The 21,404-nt window shown below is 51.9% G+C and carries 13 protein-coding genes; 7 read left to right on the forward strand and 6 right to left on the reverse strand.

The genetic code is table 11. The features are described from left to right. Positions 1 to 36 precede the first annotated feature (36 nt). From ACO0LL_RS20820 to ACO0LL_RS20830, 3 genes are all read right to left on the reverse strand, one after another. The gene (locus ACO0LL_RS20820) at positions 37 to 1,461 is read right to left on the reverse strand and encodes an MATE family efflux transporter (protein WP_422952730.1); all 1,425 of its coding nucleotides are present in this window, start codon (positions 1,459 to 1,461) and stop codon (positions 37 to 39) included. Continuing rightward, positions 1,458 to 3,182 carry an ArnT family glycosyltransferase gene (locus tag ACO0LL_RS20825; RefSeq protein ID WP_422952731.1) on the reverse strand — a complete coding sequence of 575 codons (1,725 nt, stop codon included), beginning with the start codon at positions 3,180 to 3,182 and terminating at the stop codon, positions 1,458 to 1,460. Before ACO0LL_RS20825 ends, ACO0LL_RS20820 begins: the two co-directional genes overlap by 4 nt. A 183-nt stretch (positions 3,183 to 3,365) precedes the next feature. After that, on the reverse strand, positions 3,366 to 3,632 hold the full coding sequence (locus ACO0LL_RS20830) for a type B 50S ribosomal protein L31 (protein WP_186955279.1): 267 nt from the start codon (positions 3,630 to 3,632) through the stop codon (positions 3,366 to 3,368). 538 nt (positions 3,633 to 4,170) lie between these two features. Here ACO0LL_RS20830 and ACO0LL_RS20835 point away from each other — a divergent pair. Continuing rightward, positions 4,171 to 4,800, forward strand: coding sequence for a trimeric intracellular cation channel family protein (locus ACO0LL_RS20835; RefSeq protein ID WP_422952732.1), 630 nt, complete (start codon positions 4,171 to 4,173; stop codon positions 4,798 to 4,800). A 21-nt stretch (positions 4,801 to 4,821) separates the two neighbouring features. Here the strand turns inward: ACO0LL_RS20835 and ACO0LL_RS20840 are convergent, their stop codons facing one another. Further along, the gene (locus ACO0LL_RS20840; protein WP_422952733.1) at positions 4,822 to 5,505 is read right to left on the reverse strand and encodes a TetR family transcriptional regulator; all 684 of its coding nucleotides are present in this window, start codon (positions 5,503 to 5,505) and stop codon (positions 4,822 to 4,824) included. Between the two features lie 643 nt (positions 5,506 to 6,148). Here ACO0LL_RS20840 and ACO0LL_RS20845 point away from each other — a divergent pair. From ACO0LL_RS20845 to ACO0LL_RS20860, 4 genes are all read left to right on the forward strand, one after another. Continuing rightward, positions 6,149 to 7,522, forward strand: a complete 1,374-nt coding sequence (locus ACO0LL_RS20845; RefSeq protein ID WP_422952734.1) for an efflux RND transporter periplasmic adaptor subunit — start codon at positions 6,149 to 6,151, stop codon at positions 7,520 to 7,522. 72 nt (positions 7,523 to 7,594) lie between these two features. Next, positions 7,595 to 10,750 carry an efflux RND transporter permease subunit gene (locus ACO0LL_RS20850; RefSeq protein WP_422952735.1) on the forward strand — a complete coding sequence of 1,052 codons (3,156 nt, stop codon included), beginning with the start codon at positions 7,595 to 7,597 and terminating at the stop codon, positions 10,748 to 10,750. Positions 10,751 to 10,752: 2 nt separating this feature from the next. Beyond that, the gene (locus ACO0LL_RS20855; RefSeq protein ID WP_422952736.1) at positions 10,753 to 12,195 is read left to right on the forward strand and encodes an efflux transporter outer membrane subunit; all 1,443 of its coding nucleotides are present in this window, start codon (positions 10,753 to 10,755) and stop codon (positions 12,193 to 12,195) included. A 235-nt stretch (positions 12,196 to 12,430) separates the two neighbouring features. Beyond that, on the forward strand, positions 12,431 to 13,015 hold the full coding sequence (locus ACO0LL_RS20860; RefSeq protein ID WP_422952737.1) for a hypothetical protein: 585 nt from the start codon (positions 12,431 to 12,433) through the stop codon (positions 13,013 to 13,015). 170 nt (positions 13,016 to 13,185) lie between these two features. Here the strand turns inward: ACO0LL_RS20860 and rho are convergent, their stop codons facing one another. Both rho and trxA read right to left on the reverse strand, forming a co-directional pair. Next, the gene (gene rho / locus ACO0LL_RS20865) at positions 13,186 to 14,448 is read right to left on the reverse strand and encodes a transcription termination factor Rho (RefSeq protein WP_110257254.1); all 1,263 of its coding nucleotides are present in this window, start codon (positions 14,446 to 14,448) and stop codon (positions 13,186 to 13,188) included. A gap of 239 nt (positions 14,449 to 14,687) precedes the next feature. Next, positions 14,688 to 15,014: a thioredoxin TrxA gene (gene trxA, locus ACO0LL_RS20870; protein ID WP_422952738.1), complete on the reverse strand. Its 327-nt coding sequence runs from the start codon at positions 15,012 to 15,014 to the stop codon at positions 14,688 to 14,690. A gap of 276 nt (positions 15,015 to 15,290) precedes the next feature. Between trxA and ACO0LL_RS20875 the strand changes: the two genes are divergently transcribed. Beyond that, on the forward strand, positions 15,291 to 18,041 hold the full coding sequence (locus ACO0LL_RS20875; protein WP_422952739.1) for a PD-(D/E)XK nuclease family protein: 2,751 nt from the start codon (positions 15,291 to 15,293) through the stop codon (positions 18,039 to 18,041). Further along, complete coding sequence (locus tag ACO0LL_RS20880; RefSeq protein WP_422952740.1) at positions 18,041 to 21,373, forward strand: UvrD-helicase domain-containing protein; 3,333 nt, start codon at positions 18,041 to 18,043, stop codon at positions 21,371 to 21,373. Before ACO0LL_RS20875 ends, ACO0LL_RS20880 begins: the two co-directional genes overlap by 1 nt. The last annotated feature ends 31 nt before the right edge of the window (positions 21,374 to 21,404 follow it).

Below are 21,404 nucleotides of genomic sequence, written 5' to 3' on the forward strand. Positions count from 1 at the left end.
TGCGGGGTTTGCTGGGTTTCTTATTTTTGTTATTCATCATGGGTTTCTGCCTGGCTGATCGAAATTCACGTTCCTGCGCCACATGGCTGGGGTGGGGAAGCGTTTTTGGACTATGCGCAGGTAGTACCACAGGCTGAAGGCGACTATGGCAAGGCTGGTGCTGTTGGCCATCCAGAAGCCTGCTGCGCCGTGCAAAAAGGCGGGGCTGATGTTGTAGGGGTCCAGGCCCAGCATGACGCCGCCGCCGAGGCCGCAGCCCCATAGTGCGAAGGCGTACAGGATGGTGGGCACGATGGCTATTTTATAGGCGCGCAGGATGAAGGCGGTGGTCACTTGTATCGCATCAAAAATCTGATATACCGAAATAAAGGTGAACAGCGGGAAGGCTGCGGCGATGATGATGGGATTCGATGTGTAGGCGTGCAAAATCAGATCGCGGCTGAACCAGATTGTGATGCCTATGGGCACAGCCAGCATGGCCGCGAGGATGATGCCGGCATTGCCGGTGACGCGGGCGGCCTGCATTTGTTTGGCGCCTATGGCTTGCGCCACCAGGGTGCCGGTGGCGCTGGCAATCGACAGGGGCAGCATGTACAGGATGGTGCCAAAGTTGGCGGTGAGCTGGTGGCCGGATACGGCGACTTCACCGAGGCGGGCGATGAACAGGGCCATGAAGGCGAATGCAGTGACTTCGATGAGGTAACTCAGGCCCATGGGTATGCCGAGATGCAGCAGGCTGCGCAGGGCTTTCCAGTTGGGTTTGACGAAGCCGCTGCCAAATAGTGCAAACAATTCATAATATTTGACGTGCTTGAGCATGAGCCAGCCGGTAATGAGCATGAGCCAGGCATTGACGGCAGTGGCAGCAGCGCAGCCGGGGCCGCCCATGGCGGGTATGCCGAGGCCACCAAATATGAACAGGGTATTGAGCGGGATTTTTATCGCCAGTGCGGCGAGCTGTATCGCCATGACCATCTTGGGGCGGCCTACAGCATTATTGAGCGCGCCATAGATTCTAAAGCCCAGCGTGGCGGGCAGGGCGATGGCGAGGATTTGCAGGTATTGTGCAGCCTTGTCATTCAAGGTCGGTGAAGCTTGTGCGATGGAGAGCAAGCTATTCGGGAATAGCAGGATCAGGCAGCCTATGCAGGCGAGAAAGCCGCCCAGCCAAACGCCTTGCTTGATTTCTTCGCCTATCTTTTTGAATTTGCGGGCGCCAAACAATTGGCCAACGACAGGGGAGATGGCTTGCAAGATGCCGTTGAGGCCAACGAAGATACTGACGTAAATAGAGATGCCGATGGACAGTGCGGCAAGGTCAGTCGCGGAGAAGCGCGAAGTCATGGCGGTGTCTATCACCCCATTGCCCACCACGGCCATCTGGCCCACCATCATGGGCCATGATAGTGAGGCGATGCGCTTGATGTTGCCGCTCAACGTGCTGGGGTGCTCGGTCTTCATTGCTGCTTGCGCTGGTACAGGGTAAACAATTCGTCGTTGTCAGAACTGCGGTGACCAGACCAGATGATTGTCCATTGATCCAGATTATATTCTGCTGGTAATGGGTTTTCATTTTGCGATTTTTTGCTGTTTTGCAGTAGCAAGAGGCGGCATTCATTGTCAGAAAAACCAGCAAAATGCAGTTTGCCAAAATACGCAAATGAGGCGCGTTGTGATGGGCCGACGTGGGCTTGTATGCAACCCATATTGGCAGGTACTTTTTGCGCCAGTTCTTGCGCCAGCGGTGCATAGCTGATCTTTTGGTCAAACCATGGCAGCCACAGGCTTTGGAAAAGTAACCAGCACAGTATCACGCCACCACTCGACAAGACCACCGCACGCCAGAGCACGGCCGGTTGTCGGGAGATACGCCAATATACAAGACGGAACCAGGCAATTGTCGCCGCCAGTGCAATGATAAAAACAAAAATGTTGAAGCTTGAATGATAGCCTGGCACCACGCGCACGACTTTTTTGGCCATGTGTTGTGGCCAGCCGGTCTGGTCTGCCAGCCAGTACATCCAGATGGAGCCGGCAGCCGTGGTAAAGACAATCACTGAGAACCAGTCCACCGCGTTGATGGCGCTGCGCTTCATGGTCGGCAAGCCAAAGGCGGCGAGTATGGCCAGTGGTGGCAAGATGGGTAAAAGTATTGCTTCTTCAGACTGGTGATTGAGCATGCCTAGCACACCAAAGCAAATCAAAAAGCTGACTGGCAATGAAATGTGCAGGGCTTTTTCTTGTTTGCGCCAGGCATAAATCGCCCATGCAGCAAAGGGCCAGGCAGGCCAGCTAAACCAGATACCGTAGCGGAACAGGTAGCTGATACTGTCAAAATTAGGGAAATTGAACTGGCGATAATTCCACAGCATCCATGCCTGATAAGGCGAGCTGTCATAAGGATTGACCAGAGTGATGGCACAAATCCAGATGCCTGCTACCACGACGGCAACCGGCAGGGCAATATAGAGCAGATACTTCAGCGGCTTGGCTTGCTGGCGATAAGCGCAGACTGCCAGCAGGCTGATCCATAAGCCTGTGGGCAATACCCAGCCACGGGTCAGAACCAGCAAACCGAGTATGCCACCGATTTTTGCTGCGGTGAGTTTGGCTGGGTCATCCAGCAGGCGTATGCACAAATACAGGGTGCAGGCGATCAGGGATATTTGCAGCGCCTCTGCACTGGTTTCGTGGCTGCGTAATAGCAGGCCCAGGCAGCCCAGATAAATCAGCAGGGCACCGTCTGCCAGGGTGCGGCCAAAGTCGCGCGCTTCTGGCTGGCCGCCAAAAGCCAGTTTCAATGGTTGGGCTTCTGGCCTGCGGCCTAGCAGGTAAGTGGCATACCAGACTGAGAGTGAGCCGAGCAGGAAGGAGAAGCCAGTGCTCATGCGCGCAGCCATAGGCTCACCTACCAGCCAGCCAAATAATTTAATGCAGATGGCACCGAGCCAGAAAGCCAGCGGGCCTTCTTCTGGCATGGGCAGGCCGACGATGTGTGGCCACAGCCAGTCAGCCAGGTTGCCATGTGCCATGGTCCACATGATGCCAAAACCGGCAGCATCGTCGCCTTTCCACGGGTCACGGCCTATCAGGCCGGGCAGGATATACAGGAGACAGAGGGCGATGATTCCCCAGCGCGGTAGCGCAACTGTTGCGGCAGCAGGAAGTCGTACTGGCTTCATATCTGGGTGTTGGAGGGAAAGGATGCTTATTGTAGGGTAAAGCTGTAGTAAAAAAGGCAGCCTGAGCTGCCTTTTTTACTAAAAATTCTTTGGAACCACAGACGGTCTTGCGTACTCCGCAATTTTGTATTAGCAGGGCTGGCCCTGCCAACGCATAAAACCGTGCCGTGTTTCCCTGGCCAATTAGTTGGCGACAGAAGTCTTGGAACCGACTTTGCCGAACTTTTGACGGAATTTTTCAACGCGACCGGCTGTATCCACGATTTTGTGTTTGCCAGTGTAGAAAGGATGAGATTCTGCAGAAACCTCGATCTTTACCAGTGGGTATTCTTTACCTTCAAACTCACCTTTGTCTTTGGTGTTGATAGTTGAACGTGTGATGAATTTGAAATCGCAAGAAACGTCGTGGAACAGAACTTCGCGATAATTTGGGTGAATGCCATCTCTCATGCTTGCCTCGAAAATAGTGTAGGTAGCCAATAAGCACTTCGTCGGTCGTCTTGCTTCTTGACCCGATTGCATTATCACTTGCCAAAGGTTAAATAATTGTCTGGATTTTGGACGCCCAAAATGCCAAGCCGATGATTATACAATGAAAATTGGGGTTTTTGCGATGGGAAGTTGTCGGGGATGGGGGCTTATTGCAGATAAATTTGAGGTGGATAAGGTTGGCTTGAGTGAGATTGCGTTATTTATTTAATATGTTTCTATCCTTTTTGCCGCGACTTATTCTAGTTTGTTGCGAACGCCACTGGTGCGCCAGCCCGGTAGGTTTCTGCCTGCGCAGGAGCGACGAATTTGAGGGTGGTTTCTTTGCATGAGCTTCTGGATATCTTCGATTTTTCTGAGTCTTTCTCTGTGATAGCTTTGTGTCTCTGTGCCTCTGTGTTGAGAGGTCTTGAATTTAAAGAACCATAGACTATCAGACCCATAATCACCCCTAACTTGATAAAATCCCCATTTTTGCACCAAATCCTGAAGGAAAAACATGACGACGAGCTATCTGGGTATGAGTTCGATGTTGCATACCATTGAAGTCGCCGGGATACTGGCTTTTGCCAGTTCGGGATTTATTGAGGCGCGGCGCAAGCGTATGGATGTGGTGGGGGTGTTTACCGTAGCCTTTATCACGGCCTTTGGTGGCGGTACCCTGCGTGATCTGTTGCTGGACAGGCGCCCCTTGTTCTGGGTAGAGAATCAGGAATACCCTATCCTGATCTTTGTCATGTCGATTATTGCCATTCCGTTTCTCAAGCATTTGCGCAATGCTGTGACTGAAAACGCTATCGTGCTGGCTGATGCGCTGGGCCTGGGTTTGTTCAGTGTGACCGGGGCATCACTGGCGCAAGAGGCGCAAATGCCTATGTTTGTCTGTGTCATGATGGGGGTTATCACCGGTATTTTTGGCGGTGTCTTGCGCGATATTATCTGTAATGAGATACCGCTGGTGTTCCGCCGCAGCCATTTATATGCGACTTGTGCGTTTGCCGGTTGCTGGGCTTACCTGATACTGAACTGGCTGGAGCTCAATGAAGGTGTTGCCCTGGGTTTTGGCGTGGGCATATGCTTCGTGCTGCGCATGATGGCTGTACGTTTTGACTGGAAGTTGCCGGTTTAGCGGTAATTTCCCTGGTCTTGCTTAGTCCTGATTATTGACGACCAGTTGCAGGCCGCATTCTTTTTCTGATGATCTGGCTTTTTTCAGGGGAGGGCGGGCGACCAGGCCTGCCAGGAACATGTCTATCATGTCTTCGGCATGCAGCATCAGGCAATAGGCGGAAGAATCTTCCAGCCATTCATGGACTATGCCTATGACATAGGCGTGGATGGCTTGCATGGCGATCCAGGTGTCGGTGTCAGGATGCAGTTGCCCCTGATCAACCGCCTGCTGGATCATGGCCTGCACTTTGGCCAGGCATTCAACCCGTTTTTCACTTTCGGCGCTGAAGAAGATCAGTTCGCTATTCTTTTCGCAGCGATGAAAAATGATGTCAAACACGTTTTGCTGACGCGCATTGCCAGTGACGAGGTTGAGAAAGTGGACATTTAATTGCTTGATACCCGCCAGCGGGTCTTTGTGCGGGGTGGAAACAATCTCGTTGAGCAGGGCTTCCATAGGCAGGAAGGCGCGGTCACACATGGCTTGAAAGAGGGCGTTTTTATCCTTGAAGTGCCAGTAAATAGCGCCACGCGTCATGCCTGCTGCAGTGGCAACATCATTGAGTGTGGTACTGGTGACACCTTTTTCGGCGAAGACTTTTTCTGCTGCGTCTAGCAGAGTATTATAAGTTTCTTGCGCTTCTTCTTTCGTTTTCCTGACCATTTCTGTTTCCTTTGCGTACGCTGCCAATTTTATCGCTACGTACAATTTTTCTGCTGTCTCTTCGTCATGTATGTAATCACTTGAGTGAAGTGTCAAAAGCTATCTGCTTTCATTCTCACTCTGATGATCAGGTATATATATACCTTTTGTGTATTTGCCAGACCTGCATTGTTACTGATTGATACTGAAGCACATTTTCAAACGCTACGCTGTTTTAGATCAATGCTTCAGATCAAATTAATTGCTGCAAAGCAGAAATTTTTTTCCTGCTTTATACTTGTTTTCTTGCTTAAACATTTAGTCAATGCCCGCCCGCACCATTCCGCACTGTTAGCTTGTCATGAGGCTTTAATCTGACAGAGCTATAAGTCATTAATACCGGATGCCGTATTGATGAATTTTGCGCTTTTATGGCATGACGCAATTTTGTTAATTTGAAAACGACTCACGATGAGTCAAGCTAAATAAGAAACATGGCCTTAGAAAAAATGCTGCATCCTGCGGCTGTTTTCATAGGACAGAATAAATTCAGTATTGCCAAAATCCCTGTAATACCGTAGGGCTGTATAAAAACTTTATTTACAAACATTCGTGAATGTATATAATAGCACACCGCCTTTCCCTTTAGAAGAAAGAATCTCCCATGCGCTCCCCTGCAAAACCAATAACAAATGTATTTAAGCTATCTTCGATTGCCAGCCATATGACGCAGGCTCTGCCTGCTTTGCGCATTGCTGCCATCAGCCTGCCTTTGCTGGTATTGGCTGCCTGTGGCGATAAAGGTGCTGCAAACGCCGGTGGTCCAGGCAAAATGCCGGCACCAGAAGTAAATGTCGTTACCGTACAGCCACGCAACCTGGGGTTGGATTTTGAATATGCTGCGCAAACCGCAGGTTCACGTGAAACAGAAGTGCGTGCCCGCGTTGCCGGTATCCTGGAAAACCGCCTATATGAAGAGGGTTCCCGCGTCAAGGCTGGCACTGTCTTGTTCCAGATAGACCAGGGCGCTTATCGTACGCAACTGGCATCTGCCGAGGCTGCCGCTGGTGTTGCTGAAGCCAAGCTGAACCAGTCCAAACGCGAATTTGCCCGTCTGACACCACTGGCAGCAGAAAAAGCCATCAGTCAGAAAGAATTTGATGATGCCAAGTCTGCACTGGAAACAGCAGAAGCCAGTTACAAGCAAGTACAGGCACAGGTCAATGAAGCCAAACTCAATCTGGGTTATACCCGTGTTGTGGCGCCTATTGATGGCGTAACAGGCGTTGCTGCCAAATCCAACGGTAGCCTGGTGACAGCAGCAGACAGTTTGCTGACCACCATCGTGCAAACTGACCCTGTGTATGTCAACTTCAGCGTGCCAGAAGCAGATTATCTGAAGCTGAGCAAAGACGTTGGCGCAGGCAAGATTGCCCTGCCTGGCAAGAAAACCAATAACGGTAGTCTGGCGTTTGATGTGCAATTAAAGCTGGCTGACGGCAGCACAGCTCCAGTCACAGGCAAGATGAACTTTGTCAGTGAAAAAGTGAACCCTAACACCGGTGGTTTTGATGCCCGCGCCCAGGTACCTAATCCTGACGGCACATTGCGCCCAGGCCAGTTCGTACGCGTGATACTCAGCGGTGCTACTCGTAGTGCTGCCATTGCGATACCTCAACGCGCTGTGATTGACAGCCCTATGGGCAAGATCGTGTTCACGGTGTCGCCTGATAACAAGCTGGTACCAAAGCCGGTTGAGCTGGATGGCTGGTCACATGGTGAATGGATAGTCACCAAGGGTTTGCAAGGTGGCGACCGCGTATTGGTGGATGGTTTCATCAAAGCGCATGATCCTGGCATGACGGTAACGCCAATCGCGATTACGGCCAAGGCAGCGAATTCACCAGCGCCAGCTGGCGCGCCGCCAGGTGCCCCTGCGGCAGAAGGTAAGCCAGCTGCTTCCAGTGCATCTGCTTCGGCACCAGCAGCAGCGCCGGCAGCGTCAGCACCGGCAGCAAGCGCTGAGGTAAAACACTAAGCCCTATATTAAGCCAAAGTATCAAGCTGAAAATCCGCTGCATAACAAAGCTAAGGCTACAAGGAATAATTCATGTTCTCAAAATTTTTCATTAACCGGCCGATCTTCGCGACAGTTTTATCGCTGATCATCGTGCTGGCCGGTCTGGCCGCCTTGCGCGTCCTGCCGATTTCGCGCTACCCGGAGATTTCTCCGCCGGTAGTGAATGTGACTGCGGTCTATCCTGGCGCATCTGCCGAGGTGGTTGAGCGTACTGTCGCTGGCCCTATCGAAGAACAGATCAACGGCGTGGAACACATGCTGTATATGGACTCTGTTTCTTCTGCTGACGGTCGCGTATCGATCAACGTCACTTTTGAGGTTGGTACTAATCTCGATATCGCGGCGGTGAACGTTAATAACCGCGTGCGTCAGGCTGATGCCAAGTTGCCGCAAGAGGTACGCCGCCAAGGTGTGACGGTCTCCAAGAGTTCGTCCAACTTCCTGGTCGTTGCTGCCTTGTTCTCGCCAGATAACCGCTACGACGCGCTGTATTTGTCCAACTATGCAACCCAGAACGTGCTGGATGCATTGAAGCGCGTGCCGGGTACCACCAATATCCAGATTTTCGGTGCCAAGGATTATGCGATGCGTATCTGGATGCGTCCTGACCGCATGGCACAACTGGGTGTGACGGTTGCCGATATCTCGAACGCGATTACTGAGCAAAATGCCCAGTACGCTGCAGGTAAAGTAGGTGCACCACCAAACAATACCGAAGAACTGACGATGACAGTAACAGCCAAGGGCCGTTTGCTGGAACCATCTGAATTTGCCAATATCATCATCAAATCTGCCAAGGGCGGCTCTGCCATCCGTATCAGTGATGTCGCACGTGTTGAACTGGGTTCCAAGGATTACAACCTGTATGGCCGCGTCAATGGTCACCCATCCGCGAATATCGGTGTGTTCTTGCAGACTGGTGCAAATGCGCTGGAAACCCGCAAGGCGGTAGAGCAAACTTTGAAAGATCTGAAAGCCAAGTTCCCTGAAGGTATGGAATACGCCACGCCGTATGACACGACACCTTTCGTGACAGAGTCGATTGCCGAAGTGTTGAAAACCCTGGGCGAAGCGATGGTGCTGGTGTTCATCGTGGTGTACCTGTTCCTGCAAAGCTGGCGCGCGACTATCATCCCTACACTGGCTGTACCGGTATCGTTGATTGGTACGATGGCTGGTCTGCATTTGCTGGGTTATAGCATCAACACGCTGACCTTGTTCGGTATGGTGCTGGCAATTGGTATTGTGGTGGATGATGCGATCGTGGTGCTGGAAAACGTTGAGCGTCTGATCAATGAAGAAGGCATGACACCAAAAGATGCAGCGATTGAAGCCATGCATGAAGTGACTGGCCCGGTTATCGCGATTGTGCTGGTATTGGTTGCTGCGTTTGGTCCTATCGCCTTCCTCGGTGGTCTGGCGGGTGAATTGTATCGTCAGTTCTCGGTCACGATTTCTATTGCTGTGGTCTTGTCCGGTATCGTTGCTCTGACTTTGACACCAGCTTTGTGCGCGATCTTGCTCAAGCCTGGTTCAGAAAATCATAACCGTTTCTTCACCTGGTTTAATGCAGCTTTCCTGCGTTTGACCAAGCGTTACACCAATGGCGTGACCTTCTTTATGAAGCGTGCGGTACTGGGTATTGCACTGGTGCTGGGCATGGTTGCCCTGACTGGTTTGCTGTGGAAAAACGTGCCTGGTGGTTTGGTGCCGGATGAAGATCAGGGTTATTTCATTGGTGCTGCTATCATGCCGGATGGTGCTTCGCTGGACCGTACTGATGCGATGGTGCGTCAGGTTGAGTCCATCATGAAAACCAACAAAAACATCGATACAACCTTTGCCCTGGTTGGTCTGGATTTCCTGGGCGGTGGCGGTTTGAAATCTTCTGCTGCAACTATGTTCTTCCCATTGAAACCTTGGGAAGAGCGCACGCAGTCTGCGCAGCAGATGGTGGGCGAAAGCTATATGAAAACTGGCCGTATCAAGGAAGGTTTGCCTTTGTTCTTTGCCCCTCCTGCAATTCAGGGTCTGGGTCAGACTGGTGGTTTTGAGTTCTATCTGCAAAATGCGGGTGAAGGCGGCGTCAAGCGTCTGGCGCAACTGTTGCCATTGCTGATCGCTGAAGCCAACAAGCAGCCTGAACTGGCGGGTGTTAAAACTTTGTGGCAAGCCAATTCACCACAGTTGTATGTCGATGTGGACAACGAAAAAGCACGCTCCATGGGTGTGGCCCTGTCTGACGTGTATAACACCCTGGCTGCGACTATGGGTAGTTACTACGTCAATGACTTCAACAAGAACGGTCGTATCTACACCGTGCAGTTGCAGGCAGAAGGCCAGTATCGTGCCAAGCCGGATGACATAGGCAGCATGTATGTGCGTTCTGCCACTGGCCAGATGATACCTGTACGTGCTTTCACGACGATCAAGTTCATCACTGGTCCTGACTCTGTACAGCGTTTCAATGCCTTGCCATCGATCAAATTGCTGGGCGATGCCAAGCCAGGCTACAGTTCTGGTCAGGCAATTGCAGCGATGGAACGTGCTGCGAAAAACGTCTTGCCAGCCGATGTCGTGTATGACTGGGGTGGTGCTTCCTTCCAGGAAAAACGCAGCAGCAATGCCGCAGGCCTGGCACTGGGTGCCGGTGTCCTGATGATTTTCCTGATCCTGGCTGCACAGTATGAAAAATGGTCTTTGCCATTCTCGGTCTTGTTGGCGATGCCTTTCGGTATTTTTGGTGCCTTGCTGGCGGTCTATCTGCGTCACTTCAACAATGACGTCTATTTCCAGATTGGTCTGGTGACGCTGTTAGGTTTGTCGGCGAAGAATGCGATTTTGATTGTGGAATTCGCGGTCATGAAAGTGCATGAAGGTTATGCACCGGTGGCTGCGGCGCTGGAAGCAGCACGCTTGCGCTTTCGCCCGATTCTGATGACTTCGCTGGCGTTTATTTTGGGTGTGGTACCACTGGCTTTCTCGCACGGCGCTGGTGCTGCTGCGCGTCAATCTCTGGGTACTGGTGTATTGGGCGGTATGTTGGCAGCGACTTTCCTGGCGATCTTCTTTGTGCCTCTGTTCTTCAAGCTGATCAATGACAGACGCTTGAAAACGACTGAGCAGGATTTTGAGCACCCTGTCCATATTTTGCACAATGCGCCTCAAGCAGATGTGAAGGAATAATAATGTCTGGAACAAAATTCATATTAACGACACTGGTTGCCAGCATGGTGCTGGCAGGCTGTGCCTCGGTAGGGCCTGATTACCAGCGTCCGGCGCTGGAAACTCCGGCCAGCCCTGGTGTGGTGGTCACGCAAAACAAACTGGCAGCAGTCGATTATGCCGCCTGGTGGAAAAGCTTTCAGGATCCGGTACTGGATAGCCTGCTGGACGAAGCAACAAAAAATAATCAGGACCTGTTGTTGGCAGCAGCGCGTATAGAAGAAGCACGTGCCGTTGCGGTCGGTGCCAATTCGAACCGCTATCCAAGTGTAGATGGCAACCTTGGGGCAACCCGTACCCGTACCAGTGAAAATGCTGGCAAGCTGGGTACTGGTGTCAGTCCTTACAGCAAAGACTTCCAACTGAGCCTGACAGCTTCGTATGAAGTTGATTTCTGGGGCAAGCTGGCGCGTGCCGATGAAGCAGCCCGTGCACGTTTGCTGGCGCAGGAAGCCAATCGTGGCCTGGTGCAAAGCAGCCTGTATGCGAATGTCGCGCAGACTTATTTCAGCCTGCGCGCAGCCGATGCACAACTTGCCCTGGCGGATTCGACTCTGAAAACCCGTCAGGAAAACCTGCGTTTGCAACAGCGCCGTTTTACGGCTGGCGCAACCAGCGAACTTGATTTGCATGTGGCTGAATCTGAAGCCGCCGCATCGGACATCAGTTATGCTCAAGCCAAACAGGCCTTGTCAAACATAGAATCGACACTGGCGGTCTTGCTGGGCCGTTCTGCCAGCGCGATCGCGCAGCCTGTGATTGCCCGTGGTAGCGAGATCGGTAGCTTGCATCAGCAATTGGTCATGCCAGCAGACTTACCGTCTGATTTGCTGAATCGTCGCCCGGATATTCTGTCGGCAGAGCAGGCTCTGGTAGCCGCCAATGCAGATATCGGCCAAGCCAAAGCGCAATATTTCCCTAGCGTTAAATTGACGACGACTGCTGGCTACGAGTCCCGTGTATTCCAGGACTTGATCAATCCGGCATCGCTGCTGTGGAGTTTGGGTAGCAGCCTGGCGCAACCTATCTTCCGCGCCGGTGCAATTGGTGCGGTAGTGCAAGGGGCAGAAGCCCGCAAGAACCAGGCACTGGCGCAATATGTGCAGGCAGTGCAGGGCGCTTTCCGTGATGTGCATGATGCGTTGAACAACACGGCAGCCAATGAGCAGGTGAATGTGGCTTCCGAGCGCAGGGTCACTGCCTTGAAAGATTCATTGCGCCTCGCAGACTTGCGCTACAAGAATGGCTATAGCAGCTATCTGGAAGTCTTGAATGCACAACGTGATCTGTTCCAGGCACAGTCCAGCCTGATCGACAGCAAGCGTGCGCAATTGTCTGCCGTGGTCAGCATCTACAAGGCCGTAGGCGGTGGCTGGAACAAGCCTGAGGTTTTGGCCAGCAAGTAAGGCATGAAGAAATGAAGTAAAAGAAGTAAGGTAAAAGAAATAAAGTAAAAAAGAAGCGGGCCAGTCACAAGACTGGCCCGTTTCTTTTGGGGTTTGCAATGCTTCAAGGCGTTACATTTTGCTACTTACGCTTGTTACTCTCTCTTACAGCTTGGCTGTCATCGGCACTTTCTGATGAGTCGTTATAGAGATGTGACTAGCACAAATAAATTTAACACTGCATAAGGACATCATCATGAAAACGAAATTCATTCCCTTGTTATTGGCAGGTTTGCTGACAGGTTCTGTATTTGCACAAACCGTCAGCAGCGATGTACAACGCAATGTGAACCAGCAAACACGCATAGAAGAAGGCTTGAAAACCGGACAGCTGACGACTAAAGAAGCAGGCAAGCTGGAACGTGAGCAAGCGGCTGTCGCCCATGAAGAACACAAGGCCTTGAAAGATGGCAAGCTGAGTCAGCAAGAAAAAAGCAAATTGGCCAGAATGCAGGATAAGGCCAGTGCCGATATTTATGCGGAAAAGCATGATGCCCAGGTAGGTAATCCCAATTCAGTATCCAGCAAACGCATGCAGGCCGACGTACAAAGAAACGTCAACCAGCAACAGCGCGTTGAAAATGGCGTCAAGTCTGGTGAGTTGAGCAATCATGAAGTGGCAAAGCTGGAAAAAGGCCAGGCCAGAGTTGATCACAAAGAAGCGGTTGCTGCAAAAAATGGTCATGTCGGCGCAGCCGAGCAGCGCAACATCGAACACGCTGAGAACCATCAATCCAAAAAAATCCACAAAGAAAAAACAGATGATCAGGTGCGTGGATAATTTGTAAAACAGGTAGTGAAAAAAGCTGGCTTCTCTGTGTGGAAGCCAGCTTTTTTGTTGTTCTAGCAGGGCTGTTGCCACGACTTTTGTCACGACTTTTGCCATGACTCCAGGCAATAAAAAAGCCGCCACAAAGGTGGCGGCTCTTCAGCCTGAAAACAAGAAGGGGCTTAACCGCCTCTGCGCATCATTTCAAAAAACTCTGCGTTGTTTTTTGTGGCCTTCATCTTGTCGAGGATGAACTCCATCGCTTCGATTTCGTCCATGCTATACAGCAACTTGCGCAAGATCCAGATCTTCTGCAATTGATCCGGCTTGATCAACAATTCTTCACGACGGGTGCCGGATTTGTTGAGGTTGATGGCTGGGTAGACGCGTTTTTCAGCAAGACGGCGTTCCAGATGAACTTCCATATTGCCTGTGCCTTTGAATTCTTCATAGATCACGTCATCCATACGGCTGCCGGTTTCGATCAGGGCTGTCGCGATGATGGTCAGTGAGCCGCCTTCTTCTACATTACGTGCTGCGCCGAAGAAGCGTTTTGGACGTTGCAGGGCGTTTGCATCCACACCACCAGTCAATACCTTGCCGGAAGCCGGGATGACAGTATTGTAGGCACGTGCCAGACGGGTGATGGAGTCCAGCAGGATGACCACGTCTTTTTTCATTTCTACCAGGCGCTTGGCTTTTTCCAGCACCATTTCAGCAACTTGTACGTGACGGGTAGCTGGTTCATCGAAAGTCGATGCGACCACTTCACCGCGTACTGAACGCTGCATCTCGGTTACTTCTTCCGGGCGTTCGTCGATCAGCAAAACGATCAAAGTAACGTCAGGGTGATTGGTGGTAATCGCGTGTGCCACGTGTTGCAGCATGACGGACTTACCGGATTTTGGTGACGCCACCAGCAAACCACGCTGGCCACGGCCGATAGGGGCGATCATGTCGATGATGCGGCCGGTAGTATTTTCTTCGCCGCGCATTTCGCGTTCGAGTGTCAATACCTTGTTCGGGTGCAGCGGCGTCAGATTTTCAAACAGGATGCGGTGCTTGGAGGCTTCTGGCGATTCGCCATTGACCTTGTCCACCTTCACCAATGCAAAATAACGCTCACCGTCTTTTGGTGTACGTACTTCACCTTCGATGGAATCGCCAGTATGCAGATTGAAACGGCGGATTTGCGAAGGAGAGATATAGATGTCATCAGTCGAGGCCATGTAACTGGCATCTGGCGAGCGCAGGAAGCCAAAGCCGTCAGGCAATACTTCAAGGGCGCCATCGCCAAAAATTTGTTCGCCTGATTTTGCACGTTTTTTGAGGATCGCGAACATCAATTCCTGCTTGCGCATACGCGCAGCGTTATCGATATCGAGTCCTATGGCCATTTCCAATAAAGCGGATACGTGTAAGGCCTTTAGTTCAGATAGATGCATGGTGAGTGTCCCGGGATGGGATTATGGGGTGGGGGAGTGAGCAGAGGAACTACAGATTAAACAGGATAGAAAGAATTCTGTCTTGGTTTCGTTTTATTTAATATTATGTAATTCAGGTCTGAATTTGCATGCAGCAGTTGAGGGTCATCAACCGGGGCAGCTGTCTCTTGTTTCTGTATTTTAAAGCTGCAAACAATCTTGTTGTTCGCAGCTTTAAAGTTTCAGACCGCAATAATACCTTAAATATTACTGTCAATGAAAGATGTTAATTGGCCTTTTGCCAATGCGCCTACTTTTTGTGCCGCTGATTTACCATCCTTGAACAGGATCAGGGTAGGGATGCCACGGATACCGAACTTGGCAGGAATTGCCTGGTTGGCATCTACGTCCATCTTGGCTACGATGATTTTGCCGTTATATTCTTTGGCAACTTCTTCCAGTATAGGGGCGATCATTTTGCAAGGACCGCACCATTCAGCCCAGAAATCGACCAATACCGGTACGTTAGAGTTTAATACGTCTGCTTCGAATGAAGCATCGCTTACATATTTGATGTTTTCGCTCATGGAATCCTCAACGAGAGGGAAAAATTAAGGGGTAACAGCGCCACTGAATGTCGGTATTTTGGGACCGCGCCGCATTCTGATTTGAATCTGGGGGTGATAGTCACAAATTCAATGGTGTTGAATAGTGTCGCACCGTGACTAAAGCAAAATGAGTCAGGCATGGTTAGCTATGCGGTAGATAATAACCTATTTTTTAGAAAAGTGTCATGCATGCAGCCAAAATGCTGTAGCCGTCGCATAGTATACTTGCTCTACAGGCAAAACCATTAATCCTTGATGCTACATAATCCCCAACTGATACCTGCTGGTCCCCTCTTCTGGCAACAGACTGCACAGGCGTTTTTGCGCGCCGCCAGGGAGCAGGGCTGGGCGCGCGAGCAAGAGCGGGATTTTTCCGGGGTAAGGGTGATTGTGCCTACTTATCAGCACGCCCACCTGCTGTTAAGGGCATTGGGGACAGTATTGCAGGGTAACTTTATTCCGCCACGCATACAAACCCTGTTTGCCCTGCTGGAAATGCAGGCGCCGGATGCTGCACTGCAAAATAACATTGGCGGAGATTCCAGCGAAAGGCTTATGGGGCTGTATGCGGAATTGCGGCAACATCCCTGGTTAAAGAAATTATTTGGTGCGCGCCGCAATACGGATTTATTGCCGCTGGCGCAGACTCTGCTGACGCTGTCGGATGAATTGACCGCTGTCTTGTTACCCACCGTAGGCAAGGATAAAAGCAAGCTGGAAAAAGACTGGCAGGCGGCACTGGCGCAATTGCCCGCGCCTGCACAAGCCTTATTATCAGAAGAAACGCAATTGGTATGGTCAGTCTGGCAGAGCCAGCTCGACGGTAACGACCCGCAGGTAAAACGCTATGCGCAATTACTGCAAATTGCCATGCAGGCCAGCGAGCCTTTGCTGTGGATAGCGCCCACCCCGCCCAATCCCATGGAGCAGGCATTTTTGCAAGCCTGGGCAAAGAAGCAAAGCGTATTGCAAATCAGCCTGGACTGGCGCGCGCATACCTTGCCGCAGCCGTATTACCATGCTTGGCCGGGTTTGCAGGATACCGGCAGCCAGCATCAGCAGGCGCTGACTGAATATGTAGAGACATCTCACATACGCCTGTGCCGCGCCACGTCGCTGGAAGATGAGGCGGTGCAGGGGGCGCAAACCATCATCAACTGGCTGCAGGAAGGCAAGCAAAGTGTGGCAGTGGTGGCGCAAGACCGCGTCGTGTCCCGCCGCATACGCGCCTTGCTGGAACGCGCACAGATCATGGTGGCAGATGAAACCGGCTGGAAGCTATCGACCACCCGGGCTGCGGCAGCCATCGCCGCCTGGCTGGAAGTGGTGACGACGCGGGCCGATACCATGGCCTTGCTGGATTTCTTGAAATCCCCTTACTTGCTGTGGAAAGACCCGGATAATACTGAGCCTGAGCAAGATGCCATCCCCGCCAAGGCAGATATGGTCATGCGCATAGAGCTGGTCTTGCGTCGCGCCAATGTGCTGGGTGGCTGGGAATCAGTATTGGCTGCACTGGATGCGGGCAAGGATACCGGGCCCGCCAGCCGCTGGATCAGGTCCATGTCCAGACAGGCTGGTAATTTCACTGGCAGGCGCAGCCTGTCTGAATGGAGTGCACTGAGCTTGCAGGTTTTCTTTGACCTCTCCATGTTCAATGCCTTCCAGGCAGACCCGGCTGGCGCGCAAATCATACAATTGCTACAGAAATTGCAGCTTGCCTGTGCGGACTTGAAAACCCCATTCACCTTTGCTGAATGGCGTGCCCTGATGAACCTGCAACTGGAGAGCACGGCATTTGTGTTCGCACATACCGACAAGCGCGTGGTCATGTTGCCGCTGAATGGCGCGCGCCTGCGTCCCTTTGATGCGGTACTGCTGGTCGGTGCGGACGCGTCACACCTGCCATCGCAAGCCAGCGAGATTTTGTTTTTTGCAAATGCAGTCAGACGCGAATGTGGACTGGAAACCCGCGAGTCACGCCAGCAGCAACAATTGCGCGACTTTGCCGAACTCTTGCTGAGTAACACAGACATCGTTTTATCCTGGCAGGGCAGCCTGAATGGCGAACATAATCCCGTCAGCCCGTGGCTGGAACAACTGGGTCTGACACTGGAGCGTACCCAGCAGGGCGTGCTGGACAGCCATCCCCTGGATTTGCCAGTCAGGACCATGCAAGCCAGCATCCAGCATATGCCCACGCCCTCTGCGGCTGCGCTGCTGCCTACAACTTTATCTGCCAGTGCCTATACCAGCCTGGTGGTTTGCCCGTATCAGTTTTTTGCCGGGCGCATGCTGGGTTTGAGTGCGCTGGATGAGTTGTCGGATATGCCGGAGAAGCGTGACTATGGTGACTGGTTGCATGCCATCCTCAAGCGTTATCATGAAGAGTTGAAAGCTGTTCAAGTCAATCAGCCTGGCGTGGATAAAGAAGCTTTACTGCGCAATATCTCCGTTGATTTTTTTGCCGATGTCTTGCAAAAGAGTCCTGCGGCACTAGCTTATAGCGTGCGCTGGGATAAAGTCATTCCCGCCTATGTCGCCTGGATGCAGGCGCATGAAGAAGCTGGCTGGCAGTTTGATATGGGTGAAATCAAGAATGAAAAAACGCTGGAATGGCAGGGTGGCCAGGTCATGCTCAAAGGTCGCATAGACCGCATAGACAGAAATATGAATGGTGAAGTGGCAGTACTCGATTACAAGACAAAAAATCTGAATGACTTGCGCAGAAGACTGAAGGAAGGTGAAGATCATCAATTGCCATTTTATGGCTTGCTGACGGATTTGCCTGTCAGCTCAGGCAGTTATGTCGCGCTGGAACTCAGTCAGGGCAAGGCCGGTGACGTCGCTGCTGACGATTTTGATCGCTGGGTTTCAGAACTGGCACTGGCGATTAAAACCAGCATGTCATTCATACAGAAAGGTGTAAGCTTGCCAGCCCATGGTGTAGAAGCAAATTGCCAGTATTGTGAAATGCGAGGCCTGTGTCGCAAGGGGGCATGGTGATGACTGAATCCATGCAGGCGCCTCAATATTCACAGGCTTATGAAGTTAATGGCCAGGCTGTCAGTCATGCCCATTTCACGGCAACCGCCTGTGACCCGCGCCATAGCGTCGTCGTTGAAGCTTGTGCAGGTAGTGGCAAGACCTGGTTGCTGGTGTCGCGCATGTTGCGTCTCTTGCTGGCCGGTGCTGAACCGGCAGAATTACTGGCGATTACCTTTACCCGTAAGGCTGCGCAGGAAATGCGCGAACGCCTCATGGATTTGCTGCATGAACTGGCACTGGCAGATATCTCCCATGTGCGGCAATTGTTGACTGAGCGCGGCATAGCTGAAGCAGATTTACAGAATGTAATACCGCTGGCGCGTGGCTTGTACGAAAAGGTCTTGTCCAGCCCGCAGTCATTATCACTGGACACCTTTCATAGCTGGTTTGGCCGCCTGATACAACTGGCACCGCTGGCATCTGGCGTACCGCATGGCTTTACGCTTGTCGAGGCCAGTGGTGACATACAGCGCGAAGCCTACGGCCAGCTCATGCAGATGCTGGCGCAGGAAGAGCATGCTGACATCAAGGAGGCGCTGCTATTCCTGTATCAGGAAATAGGCGACTTCAATGCACGCGAAATGCTGGAAGCTTTCCTAGACAAGCGGGCAGAGTGGTGGGCCAGCAACCAGCAAATTGAACTGGGTGGCCCATTGGACTGGTTGCGTGATTTATGCGGCGCAGACCTGTACCAGGATGCGCGGCTTAGCATCTGGGAAGACGCCCAGCTATACCAGCGCATTGCTCACATGGCCCTGGTATTGGGCCAGGGTTCAAAAAATAACCAGACCAATGCCAGCAAGATAGAGCAAGGCCTGACGGATGGCCCTAGCCTGGACGCCTTTGCCATGATTTGCGATGGCTTCATCAATGGGCAAGGCAATATCCGCTCACATAATGTCAAGGTCAAGGCGCTGATTGCCTCCATAGAAAAACACCTGGGTATAGACCAAATCAATGCCTTTGAAGATGAATGCGAAGCGATAGTACAGGCGCTGCATCAACTGCAAAAACGCAGTGCAGAGAAATTGGTTATGCAAGTCAATGAGGCCCTGTTTGCTGTTGGTACGGCGTATCTTGAATGCTACCAAAGTCTGAAGTCAGACCAGCGGGTATTTGACTTTGCAGACCTCGAATGGCAGGCATATAGACTGCTCAGTAATGAAGAATATGCAGCCTACCTGCATAGCCGCCTTGATGCGCGCTACAAGCATATTTTGCTAGATGAATTTCAGGATACCAATCCCCTGCAGTGGGGCATAGTGCAAGCCTGGCTGGAAGCTTATGGCGACGATGGCGCCAAGCCCAGTGTGTTTGTCGTGGGCGACCCCAAGCAATCCATCTATCGTTTCCGCCGTGCCGAACCGAGAGTGTTTACCGCCGCGCAAAATATGCTGGCAACGCAGGGCGCGCGGGTGTTGCGTACCAACCAGACGCGCAGGAATGCGCCTGCGGTTGTTGATGTACTCAATGTCAGTATGCATGGCAACCCGCTGTTTCATGCGCAGACTACGGCTTCAGATGCAGACGGTGCGGTCTGGCGTTTGCCATTGATAGGCATGGCCGCGCCCATTGATATTGAAGAGGGAGGCGAAGAAGAAGCTGCGCCTTCACGTTTTCCTCTGCGCAATCCGCTGACAACGCCGCTGGAAGAGGCAGAAAACCAGCAACGCTATGAAGAAGGCAAGCAAGTCGCGCAAGCCTTGCTGGGCATACGTGCCGGGCAGGGTGCCGATAGCTGGCACTGGAGTGATGTGATGCTGCTGGTCAAGCGCCGCACACACTTGTCTGCCTATGAAAAAGCCTTGCGCGAAGCAGGCATCCCCTTCGTGTCCAGTCGTCGAGGTGGCTTGCTGGATGCGCTGGAAGTGCTGGATTTGATCGCACTATTAAATTTCCTGATGACCCCGGGTGACAACCGTGCGCTGGCGCATGTGTTAAAGTCGCCCATCGTGGCAGCCAGTGATGACGATCTTATTGCGTTGGCCATGCGCCATGAAACGACCTGGTGGAAGCGCCTGCAAACCTTGGCCTTGGACTTAGCCTCGAAGCAGGATGATTCTTTTCCAGTTCTGCAACGCGCCGCCAGCTTGCTGCAACAATGGATGGAAGCGTCTTATTATTTACCCGTGCATGATTTGCTGGATCGCATCCTGCATCAAGGCGAGGTTTTGCAACGCTATGCGCAAGCATCGTCAGTTGCGCAGCGCAGCCAGGTCATGGGCAATATCCATAGCTTTACTGAACTGGCTTTGAACCTGGATGCAGGGCGTTACCCCAGCCTGCCAAAGTTCATCGCTGCCCTGAGTGCCTTGCGCCGTGGCGGTGACAGTGACGCACCTGATGAATCTGCGGTGGATAGTGCGGCCGATGCTGTTCGCATATTGACCATCCACAGCGCCAAGGGGCTGGAGGCAAAGATCGTCGTCATGCTCGATGCCAATCATAGTGAGTCGATGAAGGACAGGATAGGCGTGCTGTGCCAATGGCCTTTACAGGCAGGTGAAGAAAGGCATTTTTCTGTCTTCGGTAAAAAAGACCAGCGCGGCGCTGCACGTGACCGTTTTTTTGCGCAGGAAGAAGCCCAGGCCACGCAAGAGAACTGGAATCTCTTATATGTCGCCATCACGCGTGCCAAGCAGATATTGATACTTAGTGGTGTGCAGAGCGGGAAAAAGCAAGTTGCGCCTAGCTGGTATGGCTACCTCGATCATGTAGAAGAAAAATCGCCGGCTGCGGCGAATATTGAGAGTGAAATGCAGCAGGATCAGTCATTCAGCATGGCGGTATTTGAACCCCCTGCCATGCCTGCTGAAGAGATCGTGCTGGAAGTGAGCAGTGATGAACAATTGGAAGGCATAGCTCTGCATACCCTGATGGAACGTTTGAGCAATAACGCAAAGAGCTGGCCCATTGCGGTGCCAGATGCGGAAACCATTGCAGCCTGGCTGCCTTGTTCCAGTACCGTGGCAGCGACCATACGCAAACAGGCTGAGTGTATATTCAGTAATTCTGCATTGCGAAAATTTTATGAGCCTGACGCATATATATATGCTCGTAATGAAATGGATGTGCTGGTCGAGAAAAAATTATTGCGCCTGGACAGGGTTGTGGTTTTTTCGCATGAGGTCTGGGTATTGGATTATAAGCGTCAGCTTTTACCCGGCCAGGAGGTGGGCTATCGCCAGCAGTTGCTGGATTATGTACTAGCCTTAAAGCAGGTATTTTCTGATAAAACCGTCCATGCTGCACTTATTTTGAGTGATGGCAGCCTGATAGACCTGCTCTGACAGAAAATTTGCTCGTATAATTGAACTCTGC

This window comes from Undibacterium sp. TC4M20W, from assembly GCF_049340245.1.
Classification (GTDB): domain Bacteria; phylum Pseudomonadota; class Gammaproteobacteria; order Burkholderiales; family Burkholderiaceae_D; genus Undibacterium.